Origin of the sequence: Lutibacter citreus (genome assembly GCF_003260195.1) — a bacterium.
In the GTDB taxonomy this organism is placed as follows: domain Bacteria; phylum Bacteroidota; class Bacteroidia; order Flavobacteriales; family Flavobacteriaceae; genus Lutibacter; species Lutibacter citreus.
Genome location: NZ_QEIH01000006.1, coordinates 228,355 through 245,557, shown reverse-complemented (window position 1 = coordinate 245,557; position 17,203 = coordinate 228,355). Strand labels below are relative to the sequence as shown.

General features: G+C 31.1%; 10 protein-coding genes. All 10 read left to right on the top strand.

Annotated features, from left to right (window positions below; all coding sequences use genetic code 11):
- Nucleotides 1–7: 7 nt before the first annotated feature.
- The 10 genes from DAD81_RS13940 to DAD81_RS13895 all read left to right on the top strand — a co-directional run bounded on the left by DAD81_RS13940 (nt 8) and on the right by DAD81_RS13895 (nt 17,201).
- On the top strand, nt 8–1,471 hold the full coding sequence (locus DAD81_RS13940; protein WP_111709075.1) for a sulfatase family protein: 1,464 nt from the start codon (nt 8–10) through the stop codon (nt 1,469–1,471).
- A gap of 24 nt (nt 1,472–1,495) precedes the next feature.
- Entirely contained in the window at nt 1,496–3,316 is a 1,821-nt protein-coding gene (locus DAD81_RS13935) for an alpha-1,3-galactosidase-related protein (RefSeq protein WP_111708891.1), read from the top strand.
- Nucleotides 3,316–4,863: a sialate O-acetylesterase gene (locus DAD81_RS13930; protein ID WP_111708890.1), complete on the top strand. Its 1,548-nt coding sequence runs from the start codon at nt 3,316–3,318 to the stop codon at nt 4,861–4,863. The genes DAD81_RS13935 and DAD81_RS13930 overlap by 1 nt, the downstream gene beginning before the upstream one ends.
- A 16-nt stretch (nt 4,864–4,879) precedes the next feature.
- Nucleotides 4,880–6,262, top strand: coding sequence for a sialate O-acetylesterase (locus DAD81_RS13925; protein ID WP_111708889.1), 1,383 nt, complete (start codon nt 4,880–4,882; stop codon nt 6,260–6,262).
- Nucleotides 6,263–6,348: 86 nt separating this feature from the next.
- Complete coding sequence (locus DAD81_RS13920; RefSeq protein ID WP_111709074.1) at nt 6,349–7,335, top strand: ThuA domain-containing protein; 987 nt, start codon at nt 6,349–6,351, stop codon at nt 7,333–7,335.
- Nucleotides 7,336–7,347: 12 nt separating this feature from the next.
- A complete protein-coding gene (locus DAD81_RS13915; RefSeq protein ID WP_111708888.1) occupies nt 7,348–8,220 on the top strand; it encodes a 3-keto-disaccharide hydrolase in 873 nt (290 codons plus the stop codon).
- 171 nt (nt 8,221–8,391) lie between these two features.
- Nucleotides 8,392–10,677: a beta-galactosidase gene (locus DAD81_RS13910; protein WP_111708887.1), complete on the top strand. Its 2,286-nt coding sequence runs from the start codon at nt 8,392–8,394 to the stop codon at nt 10,675–10,677.
- Nucleotides 10,678–10,757: 80 nt separating this feature from the next.
- On the top strand, nt 10,758–12,221 hold the full coding sequence (locus DAD81_RS13905) for a sulfatase (protein WP_245949287.1): 1,464 nt from the start codon (nt 10,758–10,760) through the stop codon (nt 12,219–12,221).
- 753 nt (nt 12,222–12,974) lie between these two features.
- Nucleotides 12,975–14,552, top strand: a complete 1,578-nt coding sequence (locus DAD81_RS13900; protein WP_111708885.1) for a sulfatase family protein — start codon at nt 12,975–12,977, stop codon at nt 14,550–14,552.
- A gap of 123 nt (nt 14,553–14,675) precedes the next feature.
- Nucleotides 14,676–17,201 (top strand): glycoside hydrolase 5 family protein, encoded by a 2,526-nt coding sequence (locus tag DAD81_RS13895; protein WP_111708884.1) that lies wholly within the window; start codon nt 14,676–14,678, stop codon nt 17,199–17,201.
- Nucleotides 17,202–17,203 lie beyond the last annotated feature (2 nt).

The following is a 17,203-nucleotide window of genomic DNA, read 5'->3' as shown; positions in this document are numbered from 1 at the left end:
TATAAAAATGTTAAAAATAATACAAACTTTATTTGTTGTTGCAGTACTATTACTCACCAGTTGTGCGGAAAAATCTGCTCCAAAAGAAGAAAATCTAAAACAAGATAAACCAAACATAATTCTTTTTGTGGCAGATGATCACGGTACTGATGCTTTAGGATGTTATGGTAATAATATTATAAAGACCCCAAATCTTGATGAGCTTGCAGCTGAAGGTACATTATTTACAAATGCATATTGTACTAGTGCCAGTTGTGCAGCAAGTAGGTCCGTAATTCTTTCAGGAAAATTTGGACACGCCACAGGTTCTTATGGTCACGTGCATGATTATCATCATTTTAGTACGTTTGATAATGTAAAATCATTACCTGTTTTGTTAGAAGCAGACGGCTATGAAACTGCAAGAATTGGTAAATATCACGTTGCTCCAGAATCGGTTTATCATTTTAATACAGTTTTAAAAGCAGATCCTAGAAATACGGTTGAAATGGCTGGAAAATGTGGAAATGTTTTAAATTCAGACAAACCATTCTTTTTATATTTCTGTACAGATGATCCTCATAGAGGGCATCCTTTTACTCCAGAAAAATGGGACTTACCAAATAGCTTTGGAAACAAAGTTGAAGGGTATGAAGGAGTTGAAACTGTAGTATATGACCCTAAAGATGTGTTGGTGCCAAGTTTTTTGCCAGACACCAAACAAAGTAGAGAGGAAATTGCACAATATTATCAAAGTATTTCAAGAATTGATCAAGGTTTTGGGAAGCTAATGAAAATGTTACAGGAAACAGGAAAAGCGGATAACACTATTGTGATGTATATTTCAGATAATGGAATGGCGTTTCCAGGAGCAAAAACTACCGTTAATGAACCAGGTATAAAACTACCTTGTATCATAAAAGATCCTACAAATTCAGCAAAAGGGAACGTAAATAATGCTATGATTTCTTGGGTTGATTTAACGCCAACTATTTTAGATATGGCAAAGGTTAATTATGAACCAAAAGATTTTCATGGTAAATCTTTTAAAACTATTATTCCTGAACAAAATCCTAAAGGGTGGAATGAAATTTATGCTTCACATACTTTTCACGAAATTACTATGTATTACCCAATGCGAGTTGTAAGAAAAGATAATTACAAATTAATTTGGAACATTGCTTGGCGTTTAGAATATCCATTTGCATCAGATTTATGGGCGTCTTCAACTTGGCAAAGTATTTATAGAAATAACAATGAATATTATGGACCTAAAAAAGTGGATGATTATTTATTTAGACCAGAATTTGAATTGTATGATTTAGCTAAAGATCCAAATGAATTAAATAATTTGGCAAATCAAAAAGAATTTGGAGAAAAGTTAGAAACAATGAAAATTAAATTAAAAGATTTTCAAATTAAAACGCGTGATCCTTGGCAAATTATGTGGAGCCACGATTCCTCTATGCAAGGAACAGGTGTAAACTTATAAAAAATATAAATTAAAATTTTTAAAATGAAAAATAAACTTATTACTATAATTTCAATACTTTTTTTAAGCATTTCTTTTCAAACTTTTGCTACTGAAATTATTCGCATAAATCACGTACCTGGAGATATGACTTTAACGGTTCGAAATGCAATTGAGAACGCAAAAGATAAAGATATTAAACTTATTTTCGAAAAGGAAAACTATATATTTCATACAGATTATGCTATAGGAAAATATTTATATATAACAAATCATGGAAATGGGTTTAAAAAAATTATTTTCAATTTTGAAGGTTTTAATTCTGTTGAAATAGAGGGAAATGGAGCTGAATTTATTTTTAGAGGTCAGGCGGCGCCAATGGTGTTTGAGGGATGTAAAAAAATATCAGTTAAAAATTTAACTATAGATTGGGATATCCCATTCAGTTTTCAAGGAGATGTAATTGCTGTAAATAAGGCTGAAGGTTATTACGATTTAAAACCATATACTGACGGTTTTTCTTGGAAATTATCTAAAGGACGTATTTTATTTCCAGGAATCAATCATTTCGATTTTGAATCTTTAGGAAGTACGTTATCACATAATAAAGAAACAAAAGCAGTTGATTACGGCGCATTTGATATGTCTTTACGTCCAAATTATGTAGAGAAATTAAAGAATGGAAATTTACGTTTTTATGATGAGAACATGAAAAAATTTCCAAGAGTTGGTTCTGTTTTACAATCTAAAGGAGATAAAAAGAATAATCGTTATGCACCTGCTTTTTTAGTTAGAAATTCTAAAAATATTATATTTGATAAGGTAGTTATTCATCATGCATTAGGAATGGGGTTTTTGTTTGAACGTTCTGAAGATATTAAGATTTTAAATAGTGGTATTTATATTCGTGAAGGTTCAGATAGAGTTATTTCTATTATTGCCGATGCTACTCATTTTGCAAATTGTAAAGGGAATATTTTAATAGAAAATTGTAGGTTAGAAGGGATGTATGACGATGGTACAAATGTACACGGAACTTATGTTGAAGTAGAAAAGGTATTAAATGCAAATACAGTGCGTGTTGCTTTAAAACACGATCAACAAATGGGTTTCCAATTTGCAGGAAAAGGAGATGAAATTTGGTTTATTAAAAATCCAAACCCTAAAAGAGATGGAGTAAACACTGTAAAATCAGTAAAAGTTATAAATGATTATTATTCAGATATTACATTTAAAAAGAATGTGCCAACAGATTTAAAACCGGGAGATATTTTAGAAAATAAAACTTGGAACCCTGTATTTACAATGCGTGGAAATACTATTCGTGATCACAGAGCTAGAAATATTATTATAAAAACACCAAAGAAAATTATTATTGAAAATAATGATTTATCATCAATGATGTCATCAATAATGTTACGTGGAGAAACATTTTATTGGTTTGAATCTGGAAATGTTGAAGATGTAATAATTCGAAATAATCGCTTTGTACATTGTGCTTATGGAGGAGCAGAACACGCCGTTTTAAAAGTGTCACCTCGTTTGGGAAAGACATTCAACCAAACTGCAACATATGATCGTAATATTCTATTTGAGAACAATACAATTGAAACGTTTGATAATAGAATTATTTGGGCAGATAGAGTTGACGGTTTAATTATAAGAGGAAATAAAATTAAACAAACAACAACTGAAAAACAGCAATATCCTAATGCTTTTATGTTTGATTTAGAAAATTGTGATAATGTTGAAATAAGTAAAAATACATACAACGGAACTTGTTCAAATGTTTTAAAAGCAGATAAAGCTTCAAGAAAAAATTTAAAACTTAAAAAGAATAAAGGATTTAAGCCAAAACTTAAATAATGAAAATCACAAAGTTTATAGTTTTAATTGTTGTCTTGTTTTTGGTTGGATGTAAATCAAAACTTCAAAAAGCAATTCATTTAAATTCAAAAGTTCAAATAGTTTTATTGGCGGGTCAATCAAATATGGCTGGAGCAGGAAATTATGATAAATTAGATGAAAGACTTGTTAAAAGGATTGAAAAAGTTTCTAATAGAGTTTCGTTAAGTTTTAACGGAGCTCCAGCAAAGCCTTTATCGTTTTATAGCAATAAACCATCAGAAAAATATAATTTTACAAAACGCTTTGGGCCAGAACTATTATTAGGTTTAACCTTAGCCGAAAAGAATCCTTCAAATGAATATTTGTTGATAAAAAGATCCCAGGGAGGAACTGCTTTATATGGCGCCTGGAATCCGAAATGGTCAGCTGAAAAAGCAAAAGAGATTGAAAAAGGGGACAAAAAACAAAATCTGAAACTTTATAGCTTACATGTAGAAGATATTTGTAATAATATTGATAGTTTAAACTCAAATCATAAGGAATATAAGATTTTTGGTTTGGCTTGGATGCAAGGTGAAAATGATGCACTATTAGAAGCTTCTGCAAAAAGTTATCGTAATAATTTAAAGAGTTTAATAAAGGCTTATAGAACAGAATTTAATGTTCCTGAATTGCCTTTTGTTGTTGGCCAAATAAATTCGAGATATGGGATTGAAGGCGGTGCTGAAATAGTGAGAAAAGGTATGGCTAATGCTGTTTATCAGGATTATTATGCAGCACTTATAAAAACTTCAACGGATACTTCTTGGGTAGATTTTCCAAAACATTCAGATAATGTTCATTATAATACTGAAGGTCAAAAACGATTGGGAGTTGCTTTCGCAAATTCATTTTTTGAAATTCAGAAGAAATTAGATGTTAAGTTATTTCAAGGCTTAAAGTCATTAAAGCCAGGCTCAATAACAAGAGTAAAGGCGCTGGGTGAAACCAATATGATTTACAATGTTTATACTCCAACTACTTATACAAAATCAAAATTATCACCAATAATTATTGCTTTTAGTCCAGCAGGAAATGGAACAGGAATTTTAAATCAAATGAAAGAAAGTGCTGAGAAATTTGGTTGGATTTTGGTAGGATGTGATAAACTTAAAAATGGAATGAAAGATGTTGCGTTGGAGGAAAAAATGGAAGATGAAGTTATGAATGATATTTTAAAGAATATCCCACATGATTCCAATAGGATTTATTTAGCAGGTTTTTCTGGTGGTGCTATGAGAGCTTATGGATTGGCAACTCGGAGACCTGAAAAGTATGCAGGGATTGTTGCATATGGAGGCTGGTTAGGAGGAAAAGACTATCGGGATAAACAGTATCAAGAAGGGATGTTTGTAGCTATAATTAATGGAGAAAAAGATAAGGGAGCAAATAATTGGAAAGATATTGATACAAAAACACTTTTGAAAAACAACTGTATAGTAAAGCATTTTTCTCACTCTGGCGGTCATAAAATTGCGCCGAGCAAAATTACTTCTGAAGTTTTAAGTTGGTTTAATAACAAATAAAAATTCATTTATCATTATGAGAGTATGTCATCTTTTAATAGCTATGTTAATTGCTGAATTAGCAATAGCGCAGGTAACACCAAATTCATTATTTCAAAATAATATGGTACTGCAACGGAATCAGCCAATTGCAGTTTTTGGTAAGGCAGTGTCAGAAAAAACAGTTGAAATTGTTTTTAAGGAAAAATTATATACAGCTAAAGTTAAAGATGGATATTGGAAGGTATTTTTAGATAAATCGGAAGCAGGAGGTCCGTTTAGGTTGATAATTAAAGGGCAAAACGAAATTGTTATTGAAAATATTTTAGTTGGTGAAGTTTGGTTATGTTCTGGACAATCTAATATGGAAATGCCCGTAAAAGGAAATAAAGGACAGCCAATAAATGGTAGTAACTTAGCTATTTTGAAAAGTGAAAATTCACAAATTCGATTTTTTGAAGTGGGAAAAGAAACAGCTTTGAGACCTTTAGAATCTTGTAAAGGTGAATGGAGTTTGGCAACACCATCAACAGTTAAAAATTTTAGTGCTACAGCTTATTTTTATGGAAGACTATTACAAGAAACATTAGGTGTGCCGATTGGATTGATTTCTAGTAGTTGGGGAGGAACTCCAGCAGAAGCTTGGACACCAAAAGAAGTTTTAGAAACAGAATTAAAAGAGTTTACTCATTGGAAAACAGACACTTCAATTCCTCAGAAATTGCCTTCACAATTGTACAATGCTATGATTCATCCATTGGAACCATACACAATTAAAGGAGTTATTTGGTATCAGGGTGAGGCTAATAAAACATATCATCAATCATATACTAAGTTATTTTCATCTAGGATAAATAGTTGGAGAACTAATTGGAATCAAGGAGATTTTCCATTTTATTTTGTGCAAATTGCTCCATTAGCTTGGGGTGGTGTTGATCAAGCCTTTTTACGTGAAAAACAGTTAAAAACAATGTTAACCGTACCAAATACTGGAATGGCCGTTACATTAGATATTGGAGAGGAATTTTGTATCCATCCTGCTGAAAAACAAAAAGTAGGAGAACGTTTGGGGTTATGGGCTTTGGCAAAGGATTATGGTTTTAAAGATATTCAATTTAGTGGGCCTGTTTATAAATCTATAAAAGTTAATAAGGATAAAGTGACTGTTGAGTTTGATTATGCCCCAAATGGCATTGTGAATTTTGGAAAAGAAATGTCTGGTTTCCAAGTTGCAGGAGCAAATAAAATTTTTCATACAGCCGAGGCTAAAATAACTAAAGGTAAATTGGAAGTATGGAGTAAAAATGTGCCAAACCCTATTGCAGTGCGTTACGGTTGGGATGCTTGGATTAACGGCTCTTTATTTAACACTGCAGGTTTGCCAGCATCGTCTTTTAGAACAGATAATTGGGGAAATTAGTTTTCCTAATTAAGAAATATTAAGTTTTGAAGTAGCAAGTATAATTAAAGTGTTTTATCTTGCGGTAACAAAATTTTAAAATGAATATGTTTTTATTAAAAAAAATAAATAGAGCTACTGTGATATTATTTTTGTCAGTAGCTTTTTTAGGTTGTAATAATTCGAAAAGCACCACTTCGGTAAAAGAAAAAATAAAAGTTTTAATTATTGATGGTCAGAATAACCACGATGTTTGGCCAAAATCAACAATAATGATGAAACAATATTTAGAAGAAACGGGAATGTTTACTGTTGATGTTGCTCGTTCTAATTTTATTTGGAAATCAAAAAGAGAAGCGGCATTTTTACCTTTAGCAGGTGTTGGAGAAAAAGAGGCTGTAGATAAAGCTAAAACAGATCCTAATTTTAAACCAGATTTTGAGAAATATGCAGTTGTAGTTTCTAATTTTGGATGGAGAGCAGCTAATTGGCCAAAAGAAACTGAATTAGCATTTGAAAAATATATTCAAAATGGAGGTGGTTTTGTCTCGGTTCATGCAGCAGATAATTGTTTTCCAGCTTGGGAAGAATATAATAAAATGACAGGACTTGGTGGTTGGGACAGAAGTGAAAAGCACGGCCCATATGTTTATTATACCGAAAATGGTAAAAGGGTGATTGATAATTCACCAGGGAAATGTGGCTCACATGGTCAAAAAGTAGAGTTTCCTTTAACATTAAGAGAACCACACCCAATTACTAAAGGAATGCCAAAAGTATGGTTAACATCAAAAGATGAGTGTTATGCAAAATTACGTGGCCCGGCAGAAAATATGACAATTCTTGCAACAGGGAAAGATCCTTCAGTTAAATCTGATAGAAACGAACCTATATTAATGGTTTTAGATTACGGAAAGGGACACGTATTTCATACAACTTTAGGGCACGATGATTATTCTTTTGAGGGGGTAGGTTTTATAACAACATTTAAAAGAGGGGTTGAGTGGGTTGCCACAGGAAAAGTTACCTTACCTATCCCTAATGATTTCCCTACAGAGGAAAAAGCTATGGGTAGAAAATTTGAACTTAAATAATAAATTTGAACAATGAAAAATAGTTACTTAAAAATAGGAATAGTTGCTTTTTGCCTTGCAATTAGTTTACCTATGCTTTCACAAACAAAATCAAAGGTTCCTACAAAAAGAAAATCTTCAAAAAATTGGAAACCTCTTTTAGATAAAGAATTATCTAATTGGGATGTTTGGACTGGTGTTCCAGATAAAACGGTTAAAAATTTTCCTGCTGGTTATGTAATTCCTAAAGATGGAAAACCAGTTGAAGCTATTGGTTTAAGTAATGAAATGGGAGTTTATAAAGTTACTTTAGATGAAAAAGGAGCACCTGTTTTAAATATTTCAGGAGAAGTGTACGCTGGGTTAACTTCAAAAAAAGAATATGGAAACTATCATTTAACAATGTTATTTAAATGGGGAGAAAAAAAGTGGGCACCTCGTTTAGAAGCAAAAAGGGATAACGGTTTATTATACCATTGCTATGGAGATCACGGAGCATTTTGGAATGTTTGGAAACGTTGTTTAGAATTGCAAATTCAAGAAGGTGATATGGGAGATTTATATTGTTTGGCAGGAACGAAATCTAATGTTACAGCAGATAAAACTAATCATTGGGATCCAAAAGGAACTAAAATCTCAAAAACTGCAAAAAGATCTGTCGACGCAGAAAGCCCAAAAGGGGAATGGACTCGTATTGATTTATATGTGATTGAAGATAGTGCAGTTCACGTTATAAATGGTAAAGTAGTTTTAGCTTTAAAAGATGCACGTACTCACGAAGGTAAAAAACTAGATTCTGGTCAAATTCAAATTCAATCTGAAGGAGCGGCATGTTATGCTAAAGGAATATATATTAGACCAATTAAAAAATTTCCTAAGAAAATAAAAAAGGCTGCAGGATTTTAAATAATTAAGCCAAATAGTATTGAGAAATACATTCAAATGAGGTAAACGCTAAGTTTACCTCATTTTTTGTTTTGAAATAAACTACAAGATACATTTTATGAACTTGTAATAACATACATTTTCATGTTTAATTGTTAATTTGATTATTGATAAATAGACTTCGATATAATTATGATATTATTTAAAACGTTTAAAAGAGGATTTGTAATAGCTTTTTTATTTGCATCAGTAATTGCAAGTGCGCAATCATTAGACGAGCAAGCAAAAACAAAAATAACTGAACTTGAAAAACTTATTGAAAAGGCTGAGAAAAAAGGAATTGATGTTTTAAAAGAAAAAACAACAATTAGAACTGCTGAAATGTTTTTAGAATTTGCAACTTGGGATGAAAAAAATTTAGATGTTAATGAAGATTATTTTAAAAAGGTAAAAAGATACCAAAAAGAAGCTAAAGAGATGGCTGGAAATTTAGCCAATTTTGAACGTAATGATGTAATTCTTATGCTTAATGAAGCTACAGATTATCTAAAATTACTGTTGAGTAAAAAAGTATTTAGAAAATCTGCACCTCATGTAGATTGGACAAAAGTTAAAGTAGAAGGGGATCAACTTACATATAAAAACAAACCAGTTTTCTTGGCAGATTATACTTGGAAACCAAATAGTAAAAAATTAACTGAGTATCATGGAAATCAAGATGGTTTCTTTCTAACCCCTTCTTTTGTTGTAAAAGAAGATGGAACTATCAATCCTAAAAGAATGAAAGAGCTAACCTCTAAGCCAGATGGTTCTTTGGGTTTCATTTTTATGAATCATAAAGGTGTTCCAAAATGGTCTAAAGAAAAATATGGTCCAAATTTTAGTATGAGAGAAGATACATATACGGCATATGATATTGATAATCCTGGAGCAAGAGATGTTCAACAAAAGTTATTAAGTGGAGTTGTTCCTCATATGGCTGGTAAAAATTATTCTCAATTAGGGTATATGTTGTGTAACGAGCCACATTTCTATACCCAAAAAACTGGTGAAAAATTGGCTTGGGCATCTGGACCAGTTTCTAAATATACAATTGAGAAATTTAGAGTTTGGCTAAAAAACAAGCATAGTTCTATTGGCGAGTTAAATAACTTATGGGAAACAAGTTTTGCAAGTTTTGATAATGTATCTATTGAAATTCCAATAGATACAAGTTTACGTGGAACTCCAAAATGGTTCGATTGGACTTTATTTAATATGTATCGAGTTACGGAGTGGTATAAGTTTTTAAAATCTGAAATTGTAAAGTACGATCCAGAAGCTAAAGTTCATTTAAAAATAATGCCAAATCTTTGGACCGAAAATCAACGTGTTCACGGTATAGATTTAGAAACACTTACAGAAATGTGTGGTATTATTGGGAACGATTCTGGAGCAGAACATACAAGAATGTGGGGGCCAAAATATGAATGGGAAGAGCATTACGGTTTTGAATGGAGAGAGTTATGTATGGGATACGATTTTATGAAATCGGTAAGCCCAAATAAAATAAATTTTAATTCAGAATTACATTACCTATCAACAGGAAGATCAAGAAACTTAGATTTACAGCCAGCATATGCTAGAGCAACATTTTGGTTGGCTCATACATATGGTATGACTGCGAGTCAGATTTGGTTTTGGCCTAGAAAAGAAGATGGTTCTGTACCTAAAAAAGCAGGTAAGGGTTATGCAGGTTCAAACAATCAACAACCTAGAGTTACAAATGAAGTTGCAACTACTATTATTGATTTAAATACTTATTCTGAAGAAATTATGGCAATGCAGCGCCAAAGAAAACCGTTGCGAATTTTTTATTCAAAAACTTCAGCAATAAATAAAGAAAAACATATGGATGATATCTATCATTTGTATGAGGCTTTAAATTTTGAAGGAACTCCGTTAGGTTTTGTTTCAAAAGATATTATTAATAAGCAAGATAATAATAAGTGGGATGCCGTATTGGTTTACAAAACACCGTTTGTAACAACTTCAGAATTAAAAGCGGTTCAAAATTATTTAGATAATGGCGGAACTGTAATTATTGATGAAATAAGTTTAAAGAAAAGCGAATATGGAAAACCGTTGGTTGAGTTAAATGGAAGTAAAGGTAAATTGATAAAATTAAATAGTGTTTCTGAAATAAAAACGAAAGCACTTTCAATTTTGAAAGATAAAAATTCACTGCCAGAAATCACTATTTCTGAAACTAATGAGTTAGGCGTAAAAGTGTGTACTTGGAAAGCTGTAAAAAATAGCAAAGGAAACTACGTGATTTCTGCGGTTAACTTAGGTAAAAAGGAAACAACGTTAAAAATTGAATTAAACAATACAAGTAAAATAATTTGTAAAGATTTAATAAAAGGAATAGAGGTAAGTTCAAACCCAACATTAAAACCTAATGAGGTGTTTTTTGTTGAAGTAACTCAATTAAGATAAATATGAATTTGAATCAATTTAAGTTAGTAAGTTTTGTGTTAATTCTGTCAATTTTTTCGTCTTGTAAAAGTTCAGAGGAAGTGAAAAAGGAGAAAGCTAGAAAACCAAATATTGTTTTCATTTTAGTTGATGATTTAGGATATGCAGATGTTGGTTTTAATGGGTCAAAGTTTTTTGAAACACCAAATTTAGATGCTTTATCTAAAAAAAGTTTAGTGTTAAATAATGCGTATATGTATCCAACTTGTTCGCCTTCTAGAACAGCAATATTTACAGGGAAACAATCTTTTAGAACTGGAGTTTATACGGTGCCTGTTTTAGAAAAAGGTACAGATAAAGAAAATATATTTTCGCGTTGGACGGTTGGGAAAGAACATCCTATTTATGCAGAGCCTTTGGCTGAAGCTGGTTACAAATCTATTCATTTAGGTAAATGGCATATAGTTGGACCAAATCCAAAAGAGGAATTGAAAATGCATTTTCCTATTAAGCAGAAATTAACGCAGCCAGATCCCGGAGTTTATGATTGGGCAGAGGTTCATAAATTACCAGAAGTTCAACAATATTATCCTAAAGGAAGAGGTTTTATAAAAAATGTTGGTGGAACTTATAGGGGAGATCCAGCGCTTGAAGTAAATGGTTATAAAAGTGTTTCAGGAGGATATTGGGCGCCATTTAGCAATCCATTTATTGAAAAAAAACCAAATGATAATTGGTTAACAGATAGATTAACTGATGATGCTATTGAGTTTATAGGAGAACATAAAGATGGACCGTTTTTAATTAACTTAAACTTTTATGCAGTTCATCGTCCAATAAGAGCAAGAAGTGAAGAGTTACTTCAAAAGTACTTAACAAAACCTGTAGATTCTGTTACGGGACAAGGAATTGCTGCAAATGAAAAAATAAAAGAAAAAATGGCTGGTTATGCTTCTATGGTAGAATCTGTTGATGATAATATTGGCCGTGTAGTTGATTATTTAAATAAAAATGGACTTCGTGAAAATACATTAATTATTGTTACTTCAGATAATGGCCAGAATGGAAATACAAGTTCTAATAAGTTATTGAGAGATTCAAAAGGATATATTTATGAAGGAGGAATAAAAGTGCCAATGTTAATTAACTGGCCAAATAAAGTTACACCAAGACGAAGTGATGTAGCTGTTACATGCTTAGATATTTTTCCTACATTAATGGATGTTGCTGGAATAAAAGATTATAATGGGATTTTAGATGGAAATTCTGTAACTGAAATTTTTGAGAAAGATAGTAAGTTGTTTATTGAAAGACCATTGTTTTGGCAAATAAATAGCCAATGGAAACACGGAACTTGTTCTGTAATTAGAAAAGGAAATTATAAATTAATTCAGTTTTTAGCTACAGGTAAATTAGAACTTTATAATTTAGTGAATGATGTAACTGAAAGTGATAATATCGCTAAAAAAGAAGAGGAAATCACAAAAAAGATGTTGGCAGAATTGGTTCAATGGAGAAAAGCTAACAAAGTACCATTACCTCCAAATTCAGTATTAGAGATTTAAACTGTTAAGAGATTTTTTTATTTAATAAAAAATGTGTTATAGGTTAATGTTTAGATATTATTGGTGAAAGAGATAAAAATAGATATAGATTGTCTTATTCTTTAGAGATTACAGTTTTAAAATTAATTTCTTAGGTGAGGGATTTGTAATTAGTGAGATAAGTATATTTTTAAGCTGGGAGAATGTTTCTTTCAGTAGAAAAGTTAGTTTATTCATTATTACTAACAGCTACATTTCATTTACTCCAATTCACATAATTTTTAGTTTAAAAGGGCATTTTTGTATAAAATTATTTTAGAAAAACTTAAAAAGATGAGAAGTAATAATATCTTAAGAAATGAAGATTATAGATATTGTTTTTACAGAAGTTTTTGGATAATTGTATGATTATAGAGTTAATCCGTTGGAATGGTACAATATAATCGAACAATAAAAAATGAAGAAGTTTTAAAAAAAATTAAAGAACAACTAAAAGCCCTAGTAAATTGATAGAAATTAAAAAGATGTTACTAATTTTATTTCAAGTTTTAGGGATGTTAAAATTATCATCATAAGGCGTAGCTGTTTCTGGAATTAATTTTCGGTTTATTTAAAATTTAGAACTGGTTAGTATTGTTGAATGTTCTAAATTTTATATTAAGAAGAAAGTTGTTTTGGAGTGCTTTTAGTCAAATGATGTAAATATATATTGGATTTATTTATGGTAAATAAATTGTTAGGAATCAAAGAGTTTAAGTTTAATAATTATAATAAATGAAGTTTAAATTAAAAGTTACAAGCATTGTTTTAGTATTTTTTTCAAGTTTTTTTAATGTAAAAATTCAAGCACAAAATTCAAATAATATAAGGCCTAATATTTTATTTTGTATTGCCGATGATGCTTCAATGAAAAGTTTTGGTGCATATGGAGATACTTTTATAAACACGCCTTCAATAGATGAATTAGCTAAAGAAGGTTTAGTTTTTACAAATGCCTATAACTGTAATCCTAAATGTGCGCCTGCAAGAGCTTGTATAGTGACCGGGAAATACAGTTGGCAACTAAAAGCAGCAACAAATCACAATCCAAAATTTCCTTCTGAATTTAAGTTTTACCCACACTTATTAATGCAAAAAGGGTATCATGTTGGTTTTTCAGGTAAAGGTTGGGGCCCAGGAATATATGAAGGGAAATACAATCCCGCAGGACCAGAGTATAATACCATTAAATTACATCCGCCACATAAAGGAATAAGTAATATTGATTACGCTTCAAATTTTGAATTATTTTTAAAAGAGGATAAAGAGAATACTCCTTTTTGTTTTTGGTTAGGAACTAAAGAGCCACATCGTTTTTATGAATTAGACTCATGGAAAAAGGAACATAAAAAGTTAAAAGATGTTAAAGTACCTCCTTTTTATCCAGATAATGTAACGGTTAGAGGTGATATTTTAGATTATGCTGTGGAAGTTGAATGGTTTGATTCTCATGTTGGAAAAGCTATTAAAATTTTAGAAGAAAAAGGCTTGTTAGAAAATACCATGATTGTAATTACTTCTGATCACGGAATGCCTTTTCCACGAGTAAAGGGACAAATTTATGAAGAAGGTTTTCATGTGCCTATGATTGTTTATTGGAAAGGAAAAATACAATCTGGTCGCGTTGTTGAAGATTTTATTAGTTTTCCAGACCTTGCTCCAACATTTATGGAATTAGCTGGTTTAAAACCTCACGAACAAATGACAGGGAACAGTTTTAAAGACTTATTGTTTTCAAATAAATCAGGTCAAATAGATGAAAAAAGAGACCATGTACTGTTAGGTAGAGAAAGACATGATGTAGGGCGTTCCAATCAAGATGGTACAGATTTGTCCTACCCAGTTCGTGCTATTAGAACAAGTAAATATTTGTATGTTCATAATATAAAACCAGAAAGATGGCCAGTTGGGAACCCAGAATTTGGCTTTTTAAACTGTGATGCATCACCTACTAAAAAATATTTAACTGATTTAAAACCTGAAAATGCAGAATATCAATATTTTATAATGAGTTTTGGGAAAAGACAAGAAGATGAATTGTACAATATTGAAGATGACCCACATTGTATGGTGAATTTAGCGTACTCACCAATTTTTATAGGAATAAGTGAAAAAATGAGAGCTCAGATGGAAGCCGAATTAACATTGCAAGGGGATCCTCGTACATTAGGAAATGGAGCTATTTTTGATAAATATCCATATTATGGTAAAGGCCTTGATTATAAAACAGGAAAAAGGTTGCCAGCTCCAAAATTTAATAAGGGAAAAGATTTGATTATAAAAAAAGGGAAAGGTAATCAGGTCAAAAATTAGAAAAGACCATAAAAAAAAGGGATGTATAGAACCTTGTCTAATCCAAAATGAGTATGTGGTTTGTTTGTCTTTTTAGATGTTGAATAGAAGAAGCACTATAATATTAGATTAATGTAGTCACTTATGAGAAAAATAGTTTTAATTCTTTTTGCTTTTATTTTTTCAATGGAATCATTTGGTCAGTCTTCAACCTATATAGATGATAATGGAATTATGCGTTGGTCAAAGAACAAAGAAGAGGTTTGTGTTTTTGGAACTAATTATTCGGTGCCTTTTGCCTATTGGAATCAACGTGCTCCTTTAATTGGTGATAACCATAAAAAAGCAATTGATGAAGATGTTTATCATATGGCTCGATTAGGAATTGATGGATTTAGAATTCATGTAATGGAATCTTTTATAGTTGATGAAAAAGGAAACTTAATATACAATCAACATTTTGAATTATTTGATTATTTATTGTTTAAATTAAAGGAAAGAGGGATAAAAATGTATATTACCCCAATGTATTTAGGTGGTGGAGGTAACACAAATTCATTTACTGCAAAATACGGCATGGGTGTTGGATGTTTATCTAATGAAAAAGCCTTTCCTGCTCAGGAAAACTATCTAAAGCAATTTGTTTCTCATATAAATCCATTAACAGGAATTGCTTACAAAGACGATCCGGATATCATTGCTTTTGAAATTGTAAATGAACCTAAACATTGGAAAGAACCAAAGTTGATTAAAAAGTACATTGGTAAAATGTACAAAGCAATCAGAAGCACAGGTTGTGATAAGCCTCTTATGTACAATATGACAACTTGTTCAGATTTTATAGATGATGTTTTGGATACAAAAATTGATGGAGGAAGTTTTCAATGGTACCCTACAGGTTTAACTTCAAATCACGAACAAAAAGGTAATTTATTACCAAATGTAGATCAATATATTGTTCCGTTTCAAGATAAATTAACAGAATCTAAAAGACCAAAATTTGTTTATGAATTTAGTCCTTCAGATACTAAAGGTGCTTATATGTACCCAGCAATGGCAAGAAGTTTTAGAGAGGCAGGGTTTCAATTTGTGGCTCATTTCTCTTATGACGCCTTGCATGCTGCTCATACAAATGTTGCGTATAAAACCCACTTTTTAAATTTGGCATATACGCCAAAAAAAGCCATTGGTTTAATGATAGCTTCTGAAGTTTTTCATAAAGTGGCGCTAAATAAAAGTTTCGGTCGTTTCCCTGATAACAATGAATTTGATGATTTCAGCTTGAGTTATGAAAATGATCTGACTGAAATGAATAGCGATAAAAAATTCTTGTATAGTAATTCAACAGAAACACTTCCAAAGAGTGTTAAAAAGTTAGAGAAAATTGCTGGAACTGGTAATTCACCAATAGTTCAGTATTTAGGTACAGGTGCATACTTTTTAGATAAGTTAGAAAAAGGAGTTTGGAGGCTAGAAGTTATGCCAGATGCTCATTGGGTAAAAGATCCTTTTTTTGTGCCTTATACCTATGGAGAAGTTGCTGTAACAATTTCTAGAGAGCATTCAATGAAAATAAATATTCCAGAACTAGGGAGCAATTTTAGGTCAAATGGAATTAACAAAGGAAATGTAACAAGTACTTCAGCTAATGAATTTTCAATTCTTGTTAGCCCAGGAGTTTATTTGTTACAAGCTAAAGAAATAAATTATTCGGTTAAAGAGCAGTTAAAAGAGTTCCATATTCCTGCTAATAAACCCAAACAAAATTATGTGTTACATCACGCGCCAAAAACAGTTTCTGTTGGAGAGAATTTAGTCTTAGAAGCTGAAGTTATTACTGAAAATAACATTGAACAGGTTGAGGTTATTATTTTAAATCAAAGAAAACAAGAAGTTTTTCCTCTGCATAAATTGGACAACGGATTTAAGTATGAATTGGCAGTTCCTAAAAATTATTTAAAAACGAGTCAGTTGATAAGATATTATATCAGCTGTAAAATAAACGGGGACTACTATAGTTATCCCGGAGGTGAAAAAGACACTTATTTGTTGGATAGACGTATTTATAGTGATGATTTAAGCTTAGATGATGAAAAGCCTTATGTTATCAGTGTATTGGAATCAAGTTCACCGATAACTTTATTTAACGCAACAGATGATTGGGAGAACATTACCAAGATGGGAAGGTCTGATAAAATAAATGTTTATCCATCTGGAATACCGAACCTATATAAACTACGATTTACTTATCCTAAGAAAAATAAATATGGGGATGAATTCGGTTTTAAATATTACTGTGCGGATAAGATAATTGGAAGAAAGAAGGATTTAATTACGAAAAACAAAATTATATTTCATGGTCAGTCCATTGGAGGCAAAGATAATGCGGTTACTGTTCAGTTATTAATGAAAGATGGAAGCGCTTATTCAGGGAAAATTCAGGTTGGAACGGAATTAAGGAAATATTCCATTTCAATAGATGAATTAGTTTTTGATAAGTATCCTTTGCTGCCAAGAGCTTATCCAAAGTTTCAGGTGTATAATTTCAAACCTAGTTTGAGAACAGCATTTAATATCGGTGAATTAGAATCTGTCCAGTTATTGCTTCACAAAAAAGAAAATTTAACTATAGAAAACACGGTAGAGATTTATACAATTGGTTTAGAATAGTT